This window comes from Bradyrhizobium icense (genome assembly GCF_001693385.1).
Lineage (GTDB): Bacteria > Pseudomonadota > Alphaproteobacteria > Rhizobiales > Xanthobacteraceae > Bradyrhizobium > Bradyrhizobium icense.
Map to the genome: position 1 here is coordinate 3,959,848 of NZ_CP016428.1, position 19,751 is coordinate 3,979,598.

At 62.6% G+C, this 19,751-nt stretch carries 21 protein-coding genes, 2 tRNA genes and 1 pseudogene; 20 read left to right on the forward strand and 4 right to left on the reverse strand.

The annotated features are described in order from the left end of the window. The first annotated feature begins 199 nt into the window (after window positions 1-199). The 5 genes from lon to LMTR13_RS18690 all read left to right on the forward strand — a co-directional run bounded on the left by lon (window position 200) and on the right by LMTR13_RS18690 (window position 4,971). On the forward strand, window positions 200-2,626 hold the full coding sequence (gene lon, locus LMTR13_RS18670; RefSeq protein ID WP_065729104.1) for an endopeptidase La: 2,427 nt from the start codon (window positions 200-202) through the stop codon (window positions 2,624-2,626). Between the two features lie 126 nt (window positions 2,627-2,752). Next, entirely contained in the window at window positions 2,753-3,157 is a 405-nt protein-coding gene (locus tag LMTR13_RS18675; RefSeq protein WP_065729105.1) for a GFA family protein, read from the forward strand. 67 nt (window positions 3,158-3,224) lie between these two features. Next, a tRNA-Val gene (locus tag LMTR13_RS18680) sits at window positions 3,225-3,301 on the forward strand. 65 nt (window positions 3,302-3,366) lie between these two features. Then, on the forward strand, window positions 3,367-3,684 hold the full coding sequence (locus tag LMTR13_RS18685) for a c-type cytochrome (RefSeq protein ID WP_065729106.1): 318 nt from the start codon (window positions 3,367-3,369) through the stop codon (window positions 3,682-3,684). A 426-nt stretch (window positions 3,685-4,110) separates the two neighbouring features. Then, a complete protein-coding gene (locus LMTR13_RS18690) occupies window positions 4,111-4,971 on the forward strand; it encodes a class I SAM-dependent methyltransferase (RefSeq protein ID WP_065729107.1) in 861 nt (286 codons plus the stop codon). A 134-nt stretch (window positions 4,972-5,105) separates the two neighbouring features. Here LMTR13_RS18690 and pepT read toward each other — a convergent pair whose 3' ends face one another. Both pepT and LMTR13_RS18700 read right to left on the reverse strand, forming a co-directional pair. Further along, on the reverse strand, window positions 5,106-6,365 hold the full coding sequence (gene pepT / locus LMTR13_RS18695; RefSeq protein WP_065729108.1) for a peptidase T: 1,260 nt from the start codon (window positions 6,363-6,365) through the stop codon (window positions 5,106-5,108). Between the two features lie 102 nt (window positions 6,366-6,467). Beyond that, entirely contained in the window at window positions 6,468-6,767 is a 300-nt protein-coding gene (locus LMTR13_RS18700) for an HU family DNA-binding protein (RefSeq protein ID WP_065729109.1), read from the reverse strand. A 319-nt stretch (window positions 6,768-7,086) separates the two neighbouring features. Here LMTR13_RS18700 and LMTR13_RS18705 point away from each other — a divergent pair. Beyond that, window positions 7,087-7,163 (forward strand) — tRNA-Asp (locus tag LMTR13_RS18705). Between the two features lie 95 nt (window positions 7,164-7,258). Here the strand turns inward: LMTR13_RS18705 and LMTR13_RS18710 are convergent. Continuing rightward, window positions 7,259-7,453 carry a hypothetical protein gene (locus tag LMTR13_RS18710; RefSeq protein WP_065729110.1) on the reverse strand — a complete coding sequence of 65 codons (195 nt, stop codon included), beginning with the start codon at window positions 7,451-7,453 and terminating at the stop codon, window positions 7,259-7,261. Window positions 7,454-7,823: 370 nt separating this feature from the next. Then, window positions 7,824-7,946: pseudogene (locus LMTR13_RS40850) on the reverse strand (aromatic ring-hydroxylating dioxygenase subunit alpha); the annotation flags it as partial. A gap of 172 nt (window positions 7,947-8,118) precedes the next feature. Here LMTR13_RS40850 and LMTR13_RS18720 point away from each other — a divergent pair. From LMTR13_RS18720 to nuoK, 14 genes are all read left to right on the forward strand, one after another. After that, a complete protein-coding gene (locus tag LMTR13_RS18720) occupies window positions 8,119-8,634 on the forward strand; it encodes a MarR family winged helix-turn-helix transcriptional regulator (protein ID WP_065729112.1) in 516 nt (171 codons plus the stop codon). Window positions 8,635-8,832: 198 nt separating this feature from the next. Next, window positions 8,833-9,198, forward strand: coding sequence for an NADH-quinone oxidoreductase subunit A (locus LMTR13_RS18725; RefSeq protein WP_065729113.1), 366 nt, complete (start codon window positions 8,833-8,835; stop codon window positions 9,196-9,198). Then, a complete protein-coding gene (locus tag LMTR13_RS18730) occupies window positions 9,189-9,779 on the forward strand; it encodes a NuoB/complex I 20 kDa subunit family protein (RefSeq protein ID WP_065729114.1) in 591 nt (196 codons plus the stop codon). Before LMTR13_RS18725 ends, LMTR13_RS18730 begins: the two co-directional genes overlap by 10 nt. Before the next feature lie 10 nt (window positions 9,780-9,789). After that, window positions 9,790-10,401, forward strand: coding sequence for an NADH-quinone oxidoreductase subunit C (locus tag LMTR13_RS18735; protein ID WP_065729115.1), 612 nt, complete (start codon window positions 9,790-9,792; stop codon window positions 10,399-10,401). A 2-nt stretch (window positions 10,402-10,403) separates the two neighbouring features. Next, window positions 10,404-11,600, forward strand: a complete 1,197-nt coding sequence (locus LMTR13_RS18740; protein WP_065729116.1) for an NADH-quinone oxidoreductase subunit D — start codon at window positions 10,404-10,406, stop codon at window positions 11,598-11,600. After that, window positions 11,600-12,559, forward strand: a complete 960-nt coding sequence (locus LMTR13_RS18745; protein WP_065729117.1) for an FkbM family methyltransferase — start codon at window positions 11,600-11,602, stop codon at window positions 12,557-12,559. Before LMTR13_RS18740 ends, LMTR13_RS18745 begins: the two co-directional genes overlap by 1 nt. 11 nt (window positions 12,560-12,570) lie before the next feature. Beyond that, a complete protein-coding gene (gene nuoE / locus LMTR13_RS18750; protein WP_057844282.1) occupies window positions 12,571-13,182 on the forward strand; it encodes an NADH-quinone oxidoreductase subunit NuoE in 612 nt (203 codons plus the stop codon). A gap of 118 nt (window positions 13,183-13,300) precedes the next feature. Beyond that, the gene (nuoF, locus tag LMTR13_RS18755; protein WP_065729118.1) at window positions 13,301-14,626 is read left to right on the forward strand and encodes an NADH-quinone oxidoreductase subunit NuoF; all 1,326 of its coding nucleotides are present in this window, start codon (window positions 13,301-13,303) and stop codon (window positions 14,624-14,626) included. A 5-nt stretch (window positions 14,627-14,631) separates the two neighbouring features. Then, a complete protein-coding gene (locus LMTR13_RS18760) occupies window positions 14,632-15,120 on the forward strand; it encodes a hypothetical protein (RefSeq protein ID WP_156795673.1) in 489 nt (162 codons plus the stop codon). Window positions 15,121-15,127: 7 nt separating this feature from the next. After that, complete coding sequence (gene nuoG / locus LMTR13_RS18765; protein WP_065729120.1) at window positions 15,128-17,206, forward strand: NADH-quinone oxidoreductase subunit NuoG; 2,079 nt, start codon at window positions 15,128-15,130, stop codon at window positions 17,204-17,206. Window positions 17,207-17,216: 10 nt separating this feature from the next. Continuing rightward, window positions 17,217-18,287: an NADH-quinone oxidoreductase subunit NuoH gene (gene nuoH / locus LMTR13_RS18770; protein WP_065729121.1), complete on the forward strand. Its 1,071-nt coding sequence runs from the start codon at window positions 17,217-17,219 to the stop codon at window positions 18,285-18,287. Window positions 18,288-18,294: 7 nt separating this feature from the next. After that, window positions 18,295-18,789 (forward strand): NADH-quinone oxidoreductase subunit NuoI, encoded by a 495-nt coding sequence (gene nuoI, locus LMTR13_RS18775; protein WP_028345787.1) that lies wholly within the window; start codon window positions 18,295-18,297, stop codon window positions 18,787-18,789. A 9-nt stretch (window positions 18,790-18,798) separates the two neighbouring features. Further along, the gene (locus LMTR13_RS18780) at window positions 18,799-19,437 is read left to right on the forward strand and encodes an NADH-quinone oxidoreductase subunit J (RefSeq protein ID WP_065729122.1); all 639 of its coding nucleotides are present in this window, start codon (window positions 18,799-18,801) and stop codon (window positions 19,435-19,437) included. Then, window positions 19,434-19,742 (forward strand): NADH-quinone oxidoreductase subunit NuoK, encoded by a 309-nt coding sequence (gene nuoK / locus LMTR13_RS18785; RefSeq protein WP_065729123.1) that lies wholly within the window; start codon window positions 19,434-19,436, stop codon window positions 19,740-19,742. Before LMTR13_RS18780 ends, nuoK begins: the two co-directional genes overlap by 4 nt. Window positions 19,743-19,751: the final 9 nt, after the last annotated feature.

Genomic DNA, 19,751 nt, shown 5'->3' on the forward strand with positions numbered 1-19,751 from the left:
TTTCCGTGACTTGACACCCCCATACCCGATAGCCACCTTATGCCCATGGTGGCGGAAATCACGTTCGAGATTCGTCGCAAAATCATCCGGTGAGAGGCGGCAGCCAAGGCGGTCGACCGGCCCGGAACTCCCAGCACCTTGTGGCGGTTGCGCAAGCTTGCGGACTGCGTGCAAGGGGGCAAAACAGAAGGAATAGGCCATGACGACCCCAAAAACCCGGCCAACCATCATTCTCGGCGAAAGCCACTCTTATCCGGTGCTGCCGCTCCGTGACATCGTCGTATTTCCGCACATGATCGTGCCGCTGTTCGTCGGCCGCGAGAAGTCGATCCGCGCCCTCGAAGAGGTGATGAAGAACGACGCGCTGATCCTGCTGGCGACGCAGAAGAACGCGTCCGACGACGATCCGAGCCCGGAGTCGATCTACGAGGTCGGTACGCTCGCCAGCGTGCTGCAGCTCCTGAAGCTTCCCGACGGCACCGTGAAGGTGCTGGTCGAAGGGCTCGAGCGCGCGCGCGTGCAGAAATATTCCGACCGCACCGAATATTACGAGGCGACCGCGATCGCGCTCGCCGATACCGACGCCAACTCGGTTGAAGCCGAGGCCCTGGCGCGCTCGGTCGTGTCCGACTTCGAAAGCTACGTGAAGCTGAACAAGAAGATCTCCGCCGAAGTCGTCGGCGTGGTTCAGGCGATCACTGACTTCGCCAAGCTGAGCGATCAGGTGGCCCAGCATCTCGCCGTCAAGATCGCCGATCGTCAGGGCATCCTGGAGACGTTGTCCGTCACGCAGCGCCTGGAGAAGGTGCTGGGCCTGATGGAGAGCGAGATCTCGGTGCTGCAGGTCGAGAAGCGCATCCGCTCGCGCGTCAAGCGCCAGATGGAGAAGACCCAGCGCGAGTATTACCTGAACGAGCAGATGAAGGCGATCCAGAAGGAGCTCGGCGACGACGAAGGCCGCGACGAGCTGGCCGATCTGGAAGAGAAGATTGCCAAGACCAAGCTTTCCAAGGAAGCGCGGGAGAAGGCGCAGCACGAACTCAAGAAGCTGCGCCAGATGTCGCCGATGTCCGCGGAAGCGACCGTCGTGCGCAACTATCTCGACTGGCTGCTGTCGATTCCGTGGAACAAGAAGTCCAAGGTCAAGAAAGACCTCGAGCAGGCCCAGGCCGTGCTGGACTCCGACCACTACGGGCTCGAAAAGGTCAAGGACCGCATCGTCGAGTATCTCGCCGTGCAGTCGCGCGCCAACAAGCTGACCGGACCGATCCTGTGCCTGGTCGGGCCTCCCGGCGTCGGCAAGACCTCGCTCGGCAAGTCGATCGCGAAGGCGACCGGCCGTGAGTTCGTGCGCGTGTCGCTCGGCGGCGTGCGGGATGAAGCGGAAATCCGCGGTCACCGCCGCACCTATATCGGCTCGATGCCCGGCAAGATCATCCAGTCGATGCGCAAGGCCAAGACCTCGAATCCGCTGTTCCTGCTCGACGAGATCGACAAGATGGGCGCCGATTTCCGCGGCGATCCGTCGTCGGCGCTGCTCGAGGTTCTCGACCCCGAGCAGAACTCGACCTTCAACGACCACTACCTGGAGGTCGATTACGACTTGTCGAACGTCATGTTCATCACGACCGCGAATACGCTCAATATTCCCGGCCCGCTGATGGACCGCATGGAGATCATCCGGATCGCCGGCTATACCGAGAACGAGAAGGTCGAGATCGCGCGCAAGCACCTGATCCCGAACGCCATCTCCAAGCATGGCCTCGATTCCAAGGAATGGTCGATCGACGACGATGCGCTGCTGTTGATGATCCGCCGCTACACCCGCGAAGCGGGCGTGCGCAACTTGGAGCGTGAGCTCTCCACACTCGCCCGCAAGGCGGTGAAGGAGCTGATGATCTCCAAGAAGAAGTCGGTCAAGGTCACCGAGAAGACTCTCGAGGACTTCCTCGGCGTGCCGAAATACCGTTTCGGCGAGATCGAGAGCGAGCCGCAAATCGGTATCGTCACCGGCCTGGCCTGGACCGATGTCGGCGGCGAGCTGCTGACCATCGAAGGTGTCATGATGCCCGGCAAGGGCAAGATGACGGTCACGGGCAATTTGCGCGACGTGATGAAGGAGTCGATCTCGGCGGCGGCGTCCTACGTCCGCTCGCGGGCGATCAACTACGGCGTCGAGCCGCCGCTGTTTGACAAGCGCGACATCCACGTCCACGTGCCGGAGGGCGCAACCCCGAAGGACGGACCGTCGGCGGGTGTCGCGATGGCCACCGCGATCATCTCGGTCATGACCGGCATTCCGGTCCGGCACGATGTGGCGATGACCGGCGAAATCACGCTGCGTGGCCGCGTGCTGCCGATCGGCGGTCTGAAGGAGAAGCTGTTGGCTGCCGCCCGCGGCGGCATCAAGACGGTGCTGATCCCCGAGGACAACGCCAAGGATCTCACGGAGATTTCCGATGCGATCAAGGGCGGCATGGAGATCGTCCCGGTTGCTCGGCTCGATGACGTCGTTGGCAAGGCGCTGGTCCGCGCTCCAGTCCCGATCGTCTGGGAAGAAGACACCAAGGTGCCGGTCAAGCAGGATGCCGCGGACGAAGCGGCCGGTGGCCTGACGGCCCACTGAGCCCGATCAGTCACCACTGATCGTCGAACTTGAAACTGACAGAACGGCGCCTTCGGGCGCCGTTTTTGTTCGGTGCAGACGGAAGCTCGGATTGAACTTCGGCCCCGCGGACGGAGTTGATGATGCATGGAAATCGACGGGCAATGCCATTGCGGGCGGGTGACCTATCGAGCCGATATTGACCCGGCGAAAGTCTCGATCTGTCACTGCACCGATTGCCAGAACCTGACGGGATCGCCGTACCGGGTGACGGTGATCTGTTCCGGTGATCAGATCCGGATGACCGGGAAAGCGCCGAAAGTCTATGCCAAGACCGGCGATAACGGCAGCACGCGCTTTCAGCATTTTTGCGACACGTGCGGTTCGCCGCTGTTCACCAGCGGCGAGGGTGGTGGCCCAGACGATTGGGGCATCCGCTGGGGCAGTATACGCCAGCGCGGCGAACTCAAACCGGCGCGGCAAATCTGGTGCAAGTCCGCGGCGCCCTGGATCAACGATGTCAAGGAGTTGCCGGGACGGCCGGGCGATTAGCGCAACCGGGCGCGGCGATATCCCAGCTTGCACCAAGGGGGGCCGCGGGGCTAAACAGGCGGCCTACGGGCGGCTAGCTCAGCTGGTTAGAGCATCTCGTTTACACCGAGAGGGTCGGGAGTTCGAATCTCTCGCCGCCTACCAGCCTTCGCGGCAGGGTGGCCAAGTTGTGCGCCGAGGGCCAGGATCGCTCAGGCGCGCAGACACCGATGGAATCGCCGATGAAGCAGGGCTGCTTGCGCGCGTTCGCCATGCTGCTCACCTGCGTGGCCAGTTCGGCACTTGCAGCCGATCCGAGCCACGGAGAAGCAGTCGTGAAGCGCTGGTGCGCCGGCTGTCATCTGGTGGAGCCCGGACAAAGAAGCTCGACCGAGGCGCCGCCATTCTCTGCCATCGCGAAGCGACCTGACTTCGACGCATCCAAGGTCGCATTTTTCCTCCTCGAGCCTCACCCAAAGATGCCGAACATGCAGTTGACGCGCACCGAGGCGGCCGATATCGCCGCCTATATCGCAACGCTCAAGTAGCTGCCTGATGCGCAGTAACGATCCATCGTTTCTTGCGCAGGATCAATTTGCCTGCACTGCCTTCCTCGTAGTCTCTCGACGTAACCGAACAGCCTGCCATCAGGCTGCTGAGGTTATGGGGTCGGGCTCCTAGGCACTCCGGCCCCGCTTTGTTGAGCATGGCTGTAGACACAGCCTCGCTTTCGCTCCTCTCATGAAGCGAGAGGTTCGCAGGTTGACAGGCTTTCTTTCGCCGAACTTGCCAGCTCTGTTCACGTTGGCCAGCCTGTTTGCATTCGCGTAAAAGGGCGACCGCAGGACAGCCCAAGCGTTTGCTGTTGACGTGTGGTGGTGAAATACTGGCGGCTCCGACGTCCATGATCGCCATCACGCTGGCTGGCGTCGGGTGAATTTATCCGCTGAGCCGGCTGCGAAAGTTCCAGGCACATGAATGCACCTCACTCTCATAATGCAAACGCCGACCAGGTTGCCTACTGGAACGGTCCTGCCGGCCAGCGCTGGGCCGATCGTCAGGCGGCGCAGGACGTGTTGCTCAAGCCGGTGGCCGACCTTGTCGTCGACCGGGCCAGGCTAGCGCCCGGCGAGCGCGTCATCGATGCCGGTTGCGGCAGCGGCGCCACGGCGATTGCGTTTGCACGAAAGGTCGCGCCGTCGGGCCATGTGCTCGGCATCGATGTGTCCGGCCCGATGCTGGAGCGGGCGCGACATGCTGCGCCGAAGGATCTGCCGATCGATTTCGTTCTTGCCGACGCCACCGTCTATCCGTTCGAGCCTAAAAGCTTCGATGTGCTGGCCTCGCGGTTTGGCGTGATGTTCTTTGCCGATCCCGCGCTGTCGTTTGCCAATATGCGGAAGGCGCTGAAGCCTTCGGGGCGCATGGCCTTTGCCTGCTGGCGCGAGCCGCGCGAGAATCCGTTCTTCATGGCGCCGCTGCAGGCCGCCTACAAGCACGTGCCAAAACTGCCGCAGCTTGGGCCGGAAGACCCTGGGCCGTTTGCGTTTGCCTCGGAGGCGCGGGTGCGCCGCATTCTCGACGAGGCTGGCTTTGCCGGAGTCGAGATGGAAGCTTGTCCACTGTTGCTGGACGCTGCGATCGGGCGCGGTCTCGATGGGGCGGTGCAGGGCGCGCTCGAAATCGGCCCGGTGAGCCGTGCGCTGGAAGGGCAACCGGAAGACGCTCGCGCAGCCGTCGCCGCTTCCATTCGCGAGGCGCTGATGCCGTTTGCGAAGGACGATGCCGTCTTGCTGCCGGCGTCGGTTTGGATCGTAACCGCGCGGGCGTCGTAATTGGTGCGCGCGATGCCTGCTACATCGTCATTGCGAGAAGCATAGCGGCGAAGCAATCCATGCTTCCGCGTGCTCTGACAGATGGGTTGCTTCGCTGCGCTCGCAATGACGGGGAGAGAGCGGTGCGACGATTACTAAGCCGCCCGCTCTTCCCAGATCATCGCCAGATGCACGATGGTCTCGGCGGCCTTTTCCATGTCCTGGCGGCTCACCCATTCCAGCCGTGAGTGGAAGGCGTGTTCGCCGGCAAAAATGTTGGGGCAGGGCAGGCCCATGAACGACAGGCGTGAGCCGTCGGTGCCGCCGCGGATCGAGCTTCGCACTGGCGTCAGCCCCGCGCGCTTGATCGCTTCGATGGCGTACTCGACCGTCTCGGGATGGCGGTCGATCACCTGTTTCATGTTGCGGTATTGCGGCCTGACCTCCATCCGATAGGTCGAGCGCGGATAGTCCTTCATCACGTCCTTGACGATGTTTTCGAGCAGCGCTTCCTTTTGCTGCAGGCCCTCGTCAGTGAAATCGCGCACGATGAAGCCGATGGTGGCCTTCTCCAGCGCACCCGAAATGCCGATCGGATGCAGAAAACCTTCTTTGCCTTCCGTCGTCTCGGGCGAGCAGGTGTCCTTCGGCAGGCGGTCGATGATGGCCGCCGCGATCTTGATGGCGTGCTCCATCTTGCCTTTGGCAAAGCCTGGATGGGTCGAGACGCCTTCGATGGTGATGGTGGCGCCGTCGGCTGAAAAGGTTTCATCCTCGATGTGCCCGGCGCTCTCGCCGTCCATCGTATAGGCGAAGTCGGCGCCGAGCTTTTTCAGATCGACCTTGTCGACGCCGCGCCCGATCTCTTCGTCGGGCGTGAACAGGATCTTGATGGCGCCGTGCTTGATTTGCGGGTTCTCGATCATGAATCGCGCCGCATCCATGATCTCGGCGAGGCCGGCCTTGTTGTCGGCGCCGAGCAGCGTGGTGCCGTCGGTCGTGATGATGTCGTGGCCGATCTGGCCGGCGAGCGCGGGGTGATCGGCAAAGCGGATCACCTGCGTCGGATCGGCCGGCAGCACGATGTCGCCGCCACGATAGTTCCTGGCGATCTGCGGCTTGACATTGGCGCCGGTGCAATCCGGTGACGTATCCATGTGCGAGCAGAAGCAGATCAATGGAACCTTCTTCTCGGTGGTCGATGGGATCGTCGCATAGACATAGCCGTGCTCGTCGAGATGGGCGTCCTTCAGCCCCATCGCCTGCAGCTCCGAAGCCAGCAGACGGCCCAAATTCTTTTGCTTCTCGGTAGAAGGACAGGTCGGCGAGGCCGGATCTGACTGGGTGTCGATCACGACATAGCGCAGGAAGCGCTCGGTGACATCGTGGGTGAAGGCTATGGGCGAGGGCGGCATGACGATCCGGAAAAGATGAGCAAGGAACGCGCTCTATAACAGAAAAGCGCCATTCCGGGTCCCCGCCGGAATGACGCTTCTGGTGCGACCAGGGGGCGTCGGTCAGACGGCTTCCTTGAGCTCCTTGGCGGCGCGGAACGCGACCTTCTTGCTGGCCTTGATCTGGATCGGTTCGCCGGTGGCGGGGTTCCGCCCGGTGCGGGCCGCGCGCTTGCGGACCTGAAGGATGCCGAGGCCAACGATCCTGATGCGCTCGCCCTTCTTCAGGTGCTTTGTGATCTTGCCGACCGTGTCGGTCAGGATCGCTTCGGCGGCCTTTTTCGACAAGTCATGTTCCTCGGCGAGAGCTGCTGCCAGATGCTTCAGTGTGATGGTGGCTGGAGCCGCCGCTTTCTTCGCCATGTCTGGCCCTCCTCGTTGGTTGAATGGCTTTGAGCGCGTCGATACCGGTACGCGCCGTGAAAATGCGTTCGTGGTGACCTCGAAACCCGCGGTTCCGGTACAACCGGAGCGGTGAGGATTTCAAGAAACCAAGACGTAGCAGGCCTTAAACGATTCGGATAATCGGCCCGGACGCTGTTTTACCTGAAAACAGGCCGTTATCTGCATCACAATCGTAGAAGTGCCCGTCTGGCGCGGGGATTCGCAACGTCCTTGACTAAGCGGGAGCGGGCCTTTATGCCCTCGGTTCTGCGCGGATCAGGATCTGATTACGGCATCCGCGGGAGTAGCTCAGTTGGTTAGAGCGCCGCCCTGTCACGGCGGAGGCCGCGGGTTCGAGTCCCGTCTCTCGCGCCAGTTTTTTCAATGGCTTGACCGATCCTTAAGAGAACGCCGCAAACAAAAAGGCCGCCCGAGGGCGGCCGTTTTTATTCCAACGATATCGATATCGTTTAACGGACCGTCGAGGTGTTCGAGCTGGTGACGACCACCGGCTTGCCCGCTTTTACGACCTGGGCAGTCTGGCTGTACTCAGAACCGGTCCGAGCCGATATGCCGAAAGCCGCAACCGCGATACCGGCCACCAGCGCGACAACCACGATCTTCAGGTGGGTACTGCGATCCGCCGAGTGAATGGAGTGGTTCATGTGATGCCTCCCGGACGCCTTTGGCGTCCTGTGTTGGGAAGAGACGTACGCCCTGTCTGTTTCAGGATCGTTTCGCGGTTTCGGCAAATGGTTTCATTCGGCCGGTTTGTGGCCGGCTTTTTGCCTATGTATCTGTGATGTATATCACATAAAGCCATGCCGGATCGAACGCGTCTCACGCCGGAGCCGCAACGGGATCGAAACAACAATGAAAATAAAGGGAAGAGCCGGCGGCGAGCAGATCGGATCAGCTCGCCCGCTGGATATCGCCGTGAACCTGCCGCCTCACGCGTCGCGAATGAATTCCCCGCCTCGAATTCGACCGGTGGCGCGGTATCGGCGCGTCGGACGCAAGCCCAATCGGATGTCAGTAGCGCCGCAGCAGTTCGCGCATCGGCGTGCCGCGGCCGACCGCCGTGAGCTCCGTCCGGGTCGTCGACGGCTTCATGGCGTAGCCAGTCCCGAGATCGCGATCCCGCTGCGTAATGGTCATGCCATTTCCTCCCGCCCCGGCTTTGGCGCCGCGGTCATTTGGCTTGTTCTCGGAAGTAAAATGCAGATCGATGACAATGTCGACGATCTGCATTTCGTATTGGCTCATTAAGTTGTTTGATCGCGATTGCCGACGATATTGGCATCGGCCCTTTGTTGGCAGAGCATTGAGGATGAGCCAGAAGCCGGGAAAGCAAACTGCGCCTCCGCCCGTTGCAGTGAGGGATGGGGAGCTGGCGCCGATCACCGCGATGATGTCGTCGCGGCTGATGGTGCTGGCCAATCTGCTCAAGCGCGGCGCGATCCTGCGCTACAAGCGGTTGGCGGGCCTGTCCTCGGTCGAGTTCGGCCTGGTGGCCTCGCTGGGGCGGCGGCCGCCGATGAGCGTTATCCGGCTTGCGGAGGCGGTCGGCATGGACAAGAGCCAGATCAGCCGGGCGCTGGCGGAACTGGTCTCGCGCAAGCTGGTCGCCAAAGCGGTCAACCCGCGGGACAACCGCGAGACGCTGGTTTGCCTGACCAAAGCGGGGCTGGCCGCCCATGATGCAATTGTGGCAGGGGCGCAGGAGCGTAACTGGCGCCTGCAGGAACAGCTGGGCAAGGAAGAGCTGGCGGTGTTGTTCGACCAGATCGATCGCCTGACCGACACGGCCGCCCAAATGCTCGCGGACGAAAAGGATTTGAAGTGAAAATTCGGGCACCATGCGGCCCGGCCCGCGTTGGTCGGCGAGGCAGGAACGCAACACTTTTTCGGGTTCTGCCGACGCGTCCCGCGTGGATGGAGACGTGAAACCGGCTTGTCTTGCGCCCTCTGTTGCGCTGCGCTAAGGCAAGAACAATTCCAATCAACGAATCTGCGGCTAAATCCGCAGCAAAAGGCACCGCCGATGAACGGCATCCTGCAAGATTACCTTCCGCTTGTCGTGTTTATCAGCGTGGCGAGCCTGATCGGTCTGGCGCTTCTGATCGCCCCGTTCCTGGTCGCGTTCCAGCAGCCGGACCCCGAAAAGCTCTCTGCCTATGAATGCGGATTCAACGCATTCGACGACGCCCGCATGAAGTTCGACGTCCGCTTCTACCTGGTCGCGATCCTCTTCATCATCTTCGACCTGGAAGTGGCGTTCCTGTTCCCGTGGGCGGTCGCGTTCGGCAAGTTAGGGGCCACGGGCTTCTGGTCGATGATGGTATTCCTCGCCGTCCTCACGGTCGGCTTTGCTTACGAGTGGAAGAAAGGCGCGCTCGAATGGGATTGAGCCATACAGCTTTAGGCTCTTCGCCTGATATCGCGCAGGCGCCGAAGGGCATTCTCGATCCCTCGACCGGGAAGCCGGTCGGGGCCAATGACCCTTTCTTCCTCGAGGTCAACCACGAGCTTTCCGACAAGGGTTTCTTCGTTGCCGCTGCCGACGACCTGATCACCTGGGCGCGCACCGGCTCGTTGATGTGGATGACGTTCGGTCTCGCCTGCTGCGCGGTCGAGATGATGCAGGTGTCGATGCCGCGTTACGACGTCGAACGCTTCGGCTTTGCGCCGCGCGCTTCGCCGCGGCAGTCGGATGTCATGATCGTCGCCGGCACGCTGACCAACAAGATGGCGCCGGCGCTGCGCAAGGTCTACGATCAGATGCCGGAGCCGCGCTACGTGATCTCGATGGGGTCGTGCGCCAATGGCGGCGGCTACTATCACTATTCCTACTCGGTCGTGCGCGGCTGCGACCGCATCGTGCCGATCGACATCTACGTGCCCGGATGTCCACCGACGGCGGAGGCGCTGCTCTACGGCATATTGCTGCTGCAGAAGAAGATCCGGCGCATCGGGACCATCGAACGCTAAGGTTTAGGTAATGGACGACGGCAAGCTCGACGCCCTTGGGCAGACGATTGTTAGCGCGCTTCCGGGCGCGGCCACTGCCCATGCGGTCGCGTTCAACCAGCTCACCGTCACGGTCGAGGCCGGCAAGATCGTCGAGGTGATGAAGCACCTGCGCGACGATCCCGCGCTGCGCTTTATCAACATCACCGACGTGACGGCGGTTGACTATCCCAGCCGCGAGAAGCGTTTCGATGTGGTATATCATCTGCTGTCGCCGACGCTCAACGAGCGCATCCGCGTCCGCGCCGAAGCCGACGAGACCACGCAGGTGCCCTCGATCATCGACGTGTTTCCCGGCGCCGACTGGTTCGAGCGCGAAACCTACGACCTCTACGGCGTGATCTTCACCGGCCATCCCGACATGCGCCGGCTGCTGACCGACTACGGCTTCGACGGCCACCCGCTGCGCAAGGATTTCCCGCTCACCGGCTTCGTCGAGGTCCGCTACGACGACCAGGAGAAGCGGGTGCTCTACGAGCCCGTCCGCCTCAACCAGGAATTCCGCAAATTCGATTTCCTCTCGCCCTGGGAAGGCGCGGACTATCCGCTGCCCGGCGATGAGAAGGCTGAGCCGAAGGCCTGACCATGAAAGAGCAAAGCCAGAACCTCCGTAACTTCACGATCAACTTTGGGCCGCAGCATCCGGCGGCGCATGGCGTGCTTCGTTTGGTCCTTGAATTGGACGGCGAGGTTGTCGAGCGTGTCGATCCGCATATTGGCTTGCTTCATCGCGGCACCGAAAAGCTGATCGAGGCAAAAACCTATCTGCAGGCGATCCCGTATTTCGATCGGCTCGATTACGTCGCGCCGATGAATCAGGAGCACGCGTTCTGTCTCGCGGCGGAAAAGCTGCTCGGCATCACGGTGCCGCGCCGCGGTCAGTTGATCCGCGTCCTCTACTGCGAGATCGGCCGTATCCTGTCGCATTTGCTCAACGTCACCACGCAGGCAATGGACGTCGGCGCGCTGACCCCGCCGCTGTGGGGATTTGAAGAGCGCGAAAAGCTCATGCAATTTTACGAGCGCGCCTCCGGCTCGCGCATGCATGCGGCCTATTTCCGCGTCGGCGGCGTGCACCAGGATCTGCCGCAGAAGCTGATCGACGATATCGATGCCTGGTGCGATCCGTTCCTGCAAGTCGTCGCCGACCTCGACACGCTGCTGACCGGCAATCGCATCTTCAAGCAGCGCAACGTCGATATCGGCGTGGTGACGCTGCAGCAGGCCTGGGAGTGGGGCTTTTCGGGCGTGATGGTGCGCGGCTCCGGCGCGGCCTGGGACCTGCGCAAGTCGCAACCCTATGAGTGCTATGCCGAGATGGATTTCGACATTCCGATCGGCAAGAACGGCGACTGCTACGATCGCTACCTGCTGCGCATGGAAGAGATGCGCCAGTCGGTCCGCATCATGAGGCAGTGCATCGCGAAGCTGAACTCGCCGGACGGCCAGGGGCCCGTCGTGGTCGAAGACAACAAGATCGCGCCGCCTCGCCGCGGCGAGATGAAGCGCTCGATGGAAGCCCTCATCCACCACTTCAAGCTCTACACCGAAGGCGTGCATGTGCCGGCCGGCGAAGTCTATGCCGCCGTCGAAGCGCCCAAGGGCGAGTTCGGCGTCTATCTGGTCTCGGATGGCACCAACAAGCCCTACAAATGCAAGATCCGCGCGCCGGGTTTTGCTCATCTACAGGCGATGGATTTCATCTGCCGCGGCCATCTGCTCGCCGACGTCTCGGCCATTCTCGGCTCGCTCGACATCGTGTTCGGAGAGGTCGATCGGTGATGGCGCAGGCGCCCATCCAGTTTGACCGGGCTTCGGGCGTACTCGAGGGAGCGAACGCGTGGGAGCGTTTGGCTGCGTTGGCGCTGGTGCTGGGGTCGAAGGTGGCGTCCAACTTCTCCCATCGCGGCTACAATATGTGCGCCAACCTGTTGCGCACGACGCTGTCCGAGCGTGGCATCCAGGTCAGACTCAATCCCGACGCCGTGTTCGAGTTTCCCTATGGCGACGGCTACTGGAGCAAGCTGCTCAATCGCAGCTTCCATTACGAGGACGAGCTCGAGCTGTTGTTCCAGGATTCCGCCGACGTCGACTATACGCTGCTCGATTGCGGCGCCAATTACGGCTACTGGTCGGTGTTGGTGTCGAGCAAGCCGTTCGGTTCACGCAAGGCGATCGCAATCGAGCCCTCGGGGCAGAATTTCCCGAAGCTGGCCAACAACGCCAAAATCAACGGCAATCGTTTCGAAGTGATGAAATGCGCGATCGGCGCCGCGCGCGGCACCGCGCGCCTGTCCGGCACCAAGCACGAGGCCTTCAGCATCGCCGGCGAGCAATCGGACGGCGAGGAAGTGCCGGTGATCGCACTCGATAACCTCCTGGATGACGGCAAGATCGCACCTGGCGGAAAGTACCTGGTCAAGCTCGACGTCGAAGGCGTCGAGATCGAGGCCATGAAGGGTGGCGCGCGGCTGATGCAGGGCGACAGCGTGTTGCTCTGTGAGGAGCACGGCAACGATCCCCAGCATACCGTGTCGCGCTACATCCTCGAACAGACCCCGCTGACGCTGATCGTCTACGATCCGCGCAGCAATCGCCTTGAAACCGTGACCGACCTTTCGATCCTGGACCGGATCAAGGTTTCAACCCATGTCGGCTACAACGTGTTTGGCACCGCAAGCGCCTTCTGGCTCGCCCGGATCGATGCGCTCAATGCGAAAGCCGGGCGCCGCGTGCAATGAGAGACTGAACGATGTCCGTCCGCCGCCTTGCACCGAAGGAATTGCAGCCCGCGAGCTTCACGTTCACGGATGAGAATCTTGCCTGGGCCAAGGCGCAGATCGCAAAATATCCGCCGGGTCGTCAGGCCTCCGCTGTGATCGCGATCCTGTGGCGCGCGCAGGAGCAGCATGAGGGATGGGTGTCGGAGGCCGCGATCCGCGTCGTCGCCGATCTGCTCGACATGCCCTACATCCGCGTGCTGGAAGTGGCGACCTTCTATACCATGTTCCAGTTGCAGCCGGTCGGCAAGAAAGCCCATGTGCAGGTGTGCGGTACCACCCCGTGCCGCCTGCGCGGCGCCGGCGACCTGATCGAGGTGTGCCAGAGCCGCATCCATCACGAGCCCTTCCATCTGTCGAAGGACGGCAATTTCAGTTGGGAAGAGGTCGAGTGCCTGGGCGCCTGCGTCAATGCGCCGATGGTGCAGATCTGGAAGGATACTTACGAGGATCTGACCAAGGAAAGCTTCGGCAAGGTGCTGGACGGCTTTGCCTCTGGCAATCCGCCGAAGCCCGGACCGCAGATCGACCGTCAGTTCTCGGCGCCCGTGGGCGGGCCGACGACGCTGAAGGAATCTACATGAGGCGTGACGTTACATTGTCCGTAAACCGGCCGGAGAGGGGCTGCGTGATGGAGAAGTCACGCGGTGCCGGGGCTCGCCTGCGCGCAGTCCAATCGCTGATCTGAGGAAGCTTCAAGTCATGCTCGACGACAAGGATCGCATCTTCAAGAACCTTTACGGCCTCCACGATTGGGGTCTGGAGGGCGCGCGCCGTCGCGGCGCGTGGGACGGCACCAAGGCGATCATCGACAAGGGCCGCGACTGGATCATCAACGAGATGAAGGCGTCAGGCTTGCGCGGGCGCGGCGGGGCGGGTTTCCCGACCGGCCTGAAATGGTCGTTCATGCCGAAGGAGTCCACCGACGGCCGGCCGAGCTATCTCGTGGTCAATGCCGACGAATCCGAGCCAGGCACATGCAAGGACCGCGAGATCATGCGGCACGATCCGCATCTCCTGGTCGAGGGCTGCCTGCTCGCAAGCTTCGCGATGGGCGCGCATGCCTGCTACATCTATGTGCGCGGTGAATTCATCCGGGAGCGCGAGCGCCTACAGGCCGCGATCGACCAGGCCTATGACGCGAAACTGGTCGGCAAGGAAAACGTCAACGGCTGGCCGTTCGACATCTATGTCGCGCACGGCGCCGGCGCCTATATCTGCGGCGAAGAGACCGCGCTGCTGGAAAGCCTCGAAGGCAAGAAGGGTCAGCCGCGGCTGAAGCCGCCATTCCCGGCCAATGTCGGCCTCTATGGCTGCCCGACCACCGTCAACAACGTCGAATCCATCGCGGTGGCGCCCGACATCCTCAGGCGCGGGGCGGCGTGGTTTGCCGCAATCGGCCGGCCCAATAATGTCGGCACTAAACTCTTCTGCGTCTCCGGTCATGTCGAGCGGCCCTGCAACGTCGAAGAGGAAATGGGGATTCCGTTCCGCGAATTGATCGAGCGGCATTGCGGCGGCATTCGTGGCGGCTGGGACAATCTGAAGGCCGTGATCCCCGGCGGCTCGTCGGTGCGCATGGTGCCGGCCGAGCAGATCATCGACACGCCGATGGATTTCGACAGCCTCGGCAAATTGCGCTCCGGCCTCGGTACCGCCGCCGTGATCGTGATGGACAAGTCGACCGACCTGATCCGGGCAATCGCGCGCATCTCCTATTTCTACAAGCACGAGAGCTGCGGCCAGTGCACGCCGTGCCGCGAAGGCACGGGGTGGATGTGGCGGGTGCTGACGCGCATGGCCGAGGGCCGGGCGCACAAGCGCGAAATCGATATGCTGCTGGAGGTGACGAAGCAGGTCGAGGGCCACACCATCTGCGCGCTCGGCGACGCCGCGGCATGGCCGATCCAGGGCCTGATCGCGCATTTCCGTCACGAGATCGAGGCACGCATCGATCAGTATTCGCATAAGGCCGATATCGACGATACCGGCGTGCGCGATCCCGTGAACATGGTGGCGGCGGAGTGATCGCGATGTCGCAACCGAGCTTCTGGTGGCAGAGATACGGGACGCTGGCGCAGATGGCGCAGGCGGCCGTGGCGCTGCTCGGCTTTGTTGCGATCCTGTTCCAGATCAACGAAATCCGCACCAACAACCGCGCTGCCAGCGCGCGTCAGGCGTTTCTGGGCTACACCGATCTCGCGTTCAAGAATCCGAAATTCGCGCAGCCGGACTACGAGAAGATCAAGGCCGCGGGCGGCGACGAACAGGTCCAGTACGAGAGCTTCGTCACGTATTTCCTCTACGCCTGCGAGGAAGCGATCGGCGCCTTCGCGGGAAAGCGCGAGTGGCTGGCCTCTTGCGACTATGACGTGAAGCCGCATCTGCCGTTCCTGTGCGAGAAGAGCGCGGCGCAGCCAGCCTATCTCGCCACCTATGGCGCCGAGACCCAGCGATGGATCAAGGCGTCGATGAAGACCGCCAGCGTTACACCGCCAGACTGCAAGCTGGGAAAGACTTGAGACAGCAATGACCAAACTCATCATCGACGGCAAAGAGATCGATGTGCCCCCAGAGTACACGCTGCTGCAGGCGTGCGAGGCTGCGGGCGCCGAAATTCCGCGCTTCTGTTACCACGAGCGGCTGTCGATCGCCGGCAATTGCCGGATGTGCCTCGTCGAGATCAAGGGCGGCCCGAAGCCGGTCGCAAGCTGCGCCTGGGGCGTGCGCGACTGCCGGCCCGGCCCGAAGGGCGAGCCGCCGGAAATTTCCACGCGTTCGCCGATGGTGAAGAAGGCACGCGAAGGCGTGATGGAATTTTTGCTGATCAACCACCCGCTGGATTGCCCGATCTGCGACCAGGGCGGCGAGTGCGATCTGCAGGACCAGGCGATGGGCTATGGCGTCGACACCTCGCGCTTTGCCGAGAACAAGCGCGCGGTCGAGGACAAATATCTGGGCGCGCTGGTCAAGACCTCGATGAACCGCTGCATCCAGTGCACGCGCTGCGTCCGCTTCTCCGCCGAAGTCTGCGGCACGCCGGAAATGGGCGCGACCGGGCGTGGCGAGGACATGGAGATCACGACCTATCTGGAGCAGGCGCTGACTTCCGAGCTGCAGGGCAACCTCGTCGATATCTGTCCCGTGGGCGCGCTCACCTCCAAGCCGTATGCCTTTGCCGCGCGTCCGTGGGAGCTAGGCAAGACGCAGTCGGTGGACGTCATGGATGGCGTCGGTTCCGCGATCCGCGTCGATACCCGCGGCCGCGAGGTGATGCGGATCCTGCCGCGCATCAACGAGGCGGTGAACGAGGAATGGATTTCCGACAAGACCCGTCACGTCGTCGACGGCCTGCGCACGCAGCGGCTCGACCGGCCCTATATCCGCGAGAACGGCAAGCTTCGCGCCGCGTCGTGGCCGGAGGCTTTCGCGGCGGTCGCCGCCAAGGTCCGGATGAGCGACGGCAAGCGGATGGGGGCCATCGCCGGCGATCTCGCCGCGGTCGAGGAGATGTTTGCGTTCAAGGATCTGTTGGGCCGATACGGCTCCAGCAATCTGGCGGTGCAGGGCGGCGACGCCTTCGATCCCAAGGCGGGACGGGCGACCTACATCTTCAATCCGACCATTGCCGGGATCGAGCAGGCTGATGCGCTCCTGATCATCGGCTCCAATCCGCGCAAGGAAGCCGCCGTTCTCAACGCGCGGATCCGAAAGCGCTGGCGCACGGGCCAGCTCAAGGTCGCTCTCGTTGGCGCCAAGGCCGATCTCACCTATGATTACGACTATCTCGGCGCGGGCACCGATACGCTCGCCGAACTCGCCAGCGGCAAGCATTCCTTCGCCGAGGTGCTGAAGGGCGCCAAGAACCCGATCGTGCTGGTCGGCGCCGGTTCGCTGGCGCGTCATGACGGCGCGGCCGTGCTTTCGCTGGCGGCCAAGGTCGCGGCAGGCGCAGGCGCGCTCAAGGACGGCTGGAACGGCTTTGCCGTTTTGCAGGATACCGCCTCGCGCGCGGGCGCGCTCGATGTCGGCTTTGCGGCAGGCGCAGGTGGCCTCAACCTCGCGCAGATGACGACCTTTGGCACGCTCGACGTGCTGTTCCTGTTGGGGGCGGATGAGGTGAAGGTGCCAGACGGCACGTTCGTGGTCTATATCGGCACCCATGGCGACCGCGGCGCGCACCGCGCCGACGTCATCCTGCCGGGCGCGGCCTATACCGAAAAATCCGGCCTCTACGTCAACACCGAGGGCAGGGCGCAGATCGCCAGCCGCGCGGCGTTTCCGCCCGGCGAGGCGCGCGAGGACTGGGCGATCGTTCGCGCGCTGTCGGACGTGCTCGGCAAGAAGCTGCCCTATGACTCCCTGCAGGCGCTGCGCCAGACGCTGTTCAAAGCCGTCCCGCATCTGATGCGGATCGACCAGATCGAGCCTGGCAAGGCCAGTGACGTCAAGGCGCTCGCGGGCAAGAAGGGCGGCAAGCTCGACAAGACCCCGCTCAAGAGTTCGGTCGAGGATTTCTATCTGACCAACCCCATCGCACGGGCATCAGTGGTGATGGCGGAATGTTCCCGGCTGGCGTCCGGGCGAATGCTGACGGCAGCGGAGTAAGCGTGATCTGATGGCTGATTTGTTCGCAAGCTCGTTCTGGACCGGCTTTCTCTGGCCGCTGATCGTCATGGTCGCGCAGAGCCTGTTGCTGCTCGTCGTGCTGCTGATCGCGATCGCCTACATCCTGCTCGCCGACCGCAAGATCTGGGCGGCGGTGCAGATCCGCCGCGGCCCCAACGTGGTCGGCCCCTGGGGCCTGCTGCAATCCTTCGCGGACCTTTTGAAGTTCGTGCTGAAAGAGCCGATCATCCCGTCCGGCTCCAACAAGGGTGTGTTCCTGCTGGCGCCTTTGGTGTCCTGTGTCCTGGCGCTCGCCGCCTGGGCCGTGATCCCGATGGATCTCGGCTGGGTGATCGCGGACATCAACGTCGGCATTCTCTACATCTTCGCGATCTCGTCGCTGTCGATCTACGGCATCATCATGGCCGGCTGGTCGTCGAACTCGAAATACCCGTTCCTGGCGGCGCTGCGCTCGGCTGCGCAGATGGTGTCCTACGAAGTCTCGATCGGTTTCGTCATCATCACGGTCCTGCTGTGCGCCGGCTCGCTCAACCTCACGGCCGTGGTGGAAGCGCAGAATGCCCGCGGTTTCGCCAGCCTGATCGGGCTGCCGCAGCTCACCATCCTGAACTGGTATGTGTGGCCGCTGTTCCCGATGTTCGTGGTGTTCTACGTGTCGGCACTGGCCGAGACCAACCGTCCGCCGTTCGATCTGGTGGAAGCGGAATCCGAACTGGTCGCCGGCTTCATGGTCGAATACGGCTCGACGCCGTATTTGCTCTTCATGCTCGGCGAATATGTCGCGATCACCACCATGTGCGCGCTGGCGACGATCATGTTCCTCGGCGGCTGGCTGCCGCCGGTGGCGCTGCCGCCGTTCACCTGGATCCCGGGCGTGGTGTGGTTCGCGCTGAAACTGTTCTTCATGTTCTTCCTGTTCGCGATGGCGAAGGCGATCGTGCCGCGCTACCGCTACGATCAACTGATGCGGCTCGGCTGGAAGGTGTTCTTGCCGCTGTCGCTGGCGATGGTGGTGATCGTGGCCGGGGTGCTGCAGTTCGCCGGCATCGCGCCGAAGTGAGGCCATCATGAGTGTCAACGTCAACGCAACAGCCCGAGCGCTTCTCTTGAGCGAATTCGTATCGGCGTTCTTTCTCGCCATGCGCTATTTCTTCAAGCCGAAGCCGACGATCAATTATCCATTCGAGAAGAACCCGATCTCCCCGCGCTTCCGCGGCGAACATGCGCTGCGCCGCTACCCGAACGGCGAAGAGCGCTGCATCGCCTGCAAGCTGTGCGAGGCGATCTGCCCGGCGCAGGCGATCACGATCGAGGCCGGCCCGCGGCGCAACGACGGCACCCGCCGCACGGTGCGCTACGACATCGACATGGTGAAATGCATTTATTGCGGCCTGTGCCAGGAAGCCTGCCCGGTCGATGCCATCGTCGAGGGACCGAATTTCGAATTCGCGACCGAGACCCGCGAGGAACTCTACTATGACAAGGCGAAACTGCTCGCCAATGGCGACCGCTGGGAGCGCGAGATTGCGAAAGCCATCGAACTCGACGCTCCGTACCGGTGAGGTGAGGATATGATCCTTCCCGCACTGTTCTTCTACCTCTTCGCCGGCGTCTGCGTGGCCTCGGCTGTGATGGTGATTGTCTCGCGCAACCCCGTGCACTCGGTGCTGTATCTGATCCTGGCCTTCGTCAACGCGTCCGGCCTGTTCGTGCTGATGGGCGCCGAATTCCTCGGCATGATGCTGATCGTGGTCTATGTCGGCGCGGTCGCGGTGCTGTTCCTGTTCGTGATCATGATGCTCGATGTCGATTTCACCGAGTTGCGCGAGGGCTTCATCGAATATCTGCCGATCGGTCTGGTGATCGGCGGCATCTTCCTCGCCGAGCTGCTGCTGGTTGTCGGCGGTTGGGTCATGAGTCCCGGCACGGCGAAATCGATCACGGCGGCGATCCCGGCCAATGTCAGCAACACCGAGGCGCTCGGGCTGGTGCTGTATACGAAGTACATCCATTACTTCCAGATCGCAGGCCTCGTGCTTCTGGTCGCGATGATCGGCGCCATCGTGCTGACGCTGCGCCACAAGGCCAAGGTCAAGCGGCAGGACATCAACGTGCAGAACGCGCGAACGCCGGAACTCGCGATGGCCGTGCGCAAGGTGGCGTCGGGGCAGGGGCTGCAGGATACGGACGCAGCGGAGTGGGTGAAATGACGATCGGTCTGGGACACTATCTCGCGGTCGGCGCCACCCTGTTCACGCTCGGGATCCTCGGCATCTTCCTGAACCGCAAGAACATCATCGTCATTCTGATGTCGATCGAGCTGATCCTGCTCGCCGTCAACATCAACCTCGTGGCGTTCTCGACCTTCCTCGGCGACATCGTAGGCCAGGTGTTCGCGCTTCTGGTGCTGACGGTTGCAGCCGCAGAGGCGGCGATCGGTCTTGCGGTTCTCGTGGTCTATTTCCGCAACCGCGGTTCGATCGCGGTTGAAGACGTCAATCTGATGAAGGGCTAGGGCTCAGCT

Coding starts and splice junctions, on each gene's coding strand:
- lon (WP_065729104.1), top strand. CDS start 200: ATGACGACCCCAAAAACCCGGCCAACCATCATTCTCGGCGAAAGCCAC.
- LMTR13_RS18675 (WP_065729105.1), top strand. CDS start 2,753: ATGGAAATCGACGGGCAATGCCATTGCGGGCGGGTGACCTATCGAGCC.
- LMTR13_RS18685 (WP_065729106.1), top strand. CDS start 3,367: ATGGAATCGCCGATGAAGCAGGGCTGCTTGCGCGCGTTCGCCATGCTG.
- LMTR13_RS18690 (WP_065729107.1), top strand. CDS start 4,111: ATGAATGCACCTCACTCTCATAATGCAAACGCCGACCAGGTTGCCTAC.
- pepT (WP_065729108.1), bottom strand. CDS start 6,365: ATGCCGCCCTCGCCCATAGCCTTCACCCACGATGTCACCGAGCGCTTC.
- LMTR13_RS18700 (WP_065729109.1), bottom strand. CDS start 6,767: ATGGCGAAGAAAGCGGCGGCTCCAGCCACCATCACACTGAAGCATCTG.
- LMTR13_RS18710 (WP_065729110.1), bottom strand. CDS start 7,453: ATGAACCACTCCATTCACTCGGCGGATCGCAGTACCCACCTGAAGATC.
- LMTR13_RS18720 (WP_065729112.1), top strand. CDS start 8,119: ATGAGCCAGAAGCCGGGAAAGCAAACTGCGCCTCCGCCCGTTGCAGTG.
- LMTR13_RS18725 (WP_065729113.1), top strand. CDS start 8,833: ATGAACGGCATCCTGCAAGATTACCTTCCGCTTGTCGTGTTTATCAGC.
- LMTR13_RS18730 (WP_065729114.1), top strand. CDS start 9,189: ATGGGATTGAGCCATACAGCTTTAGGCTCTTCGCCTGATATCGCGCAG.
- LMTR13_RS18735 (WP_065729115.1), top strand. CDS start 9,790: ATGGACGACGGCAAGCTCGACGCCCTTGGGCAGACGATTGTTAGCGCG.
- LMTR13_RS18740 (WP_065729116.1), top strand. CDS start 10,404: ATGAAAGAGCAAAGCCAGAACCTCCGTAACTTCACGATCAACTTTGGG.
- LMTR13_RS18745 (WP_065729117.1), top strand. CDS start 11,600: ATGGCGCAGGCGCCCATCCAGTTTGACCGGGCTTCGGGCGTACTCGAG.
- nuoE (WP_057844282.1), top strand. CDS start 12,571: ATGTCCGTCCGCCGCCTTGCACCGAAGGAATTGCAGCCCGCGAGCTTC.
- nuoF (WP_065729118.1), top strand. CDS start 13,301: ATGCTCGACGACAAGGATCGCATCTTCAAGAACCTTTACGGCCTCCAC.
- LMTR13_RS18760 (WP_156795673.1), top strand. CDS start 14,632: ATGTCGCAACCGAGCTTCTGGTGGCAGAGATACGGGACGCTGGCGCAG.
- nuoG (WP_065729120.1), top strand. CDS start 15,128: ATGACCAAACTCATCATCGACGGCAAAGAGATCGATGTGCCCCCAGAG.
- nuoH (WP_065729121.1), top strand. CDS start 17,217: ATGGCTGATTTGTTCGCAAGCTCGTTCTGGACCGGCTTTCTCTGGCCG.
- nuoI (WP_028345787.1), top strand. CDS start 18,295: ATGAGTGTCAACGTCAACGCAACAGCCCGAGCGCTTCTCTTGAGCGAA.
- LMTR13_RS18780 (WP_065729122.1), top strand. CDS start 18,799: ATGATCCTTCCCGCACTGTTCTTCTACCTCTTCGCCGGCGTCTGCGTG.
- nuoK (WP_065729123.1), top strand. CDS start 19,434: ATGACGATCGGTCTGGGACACTATCTCGCGGTCGGCGCCACCCTGTTC.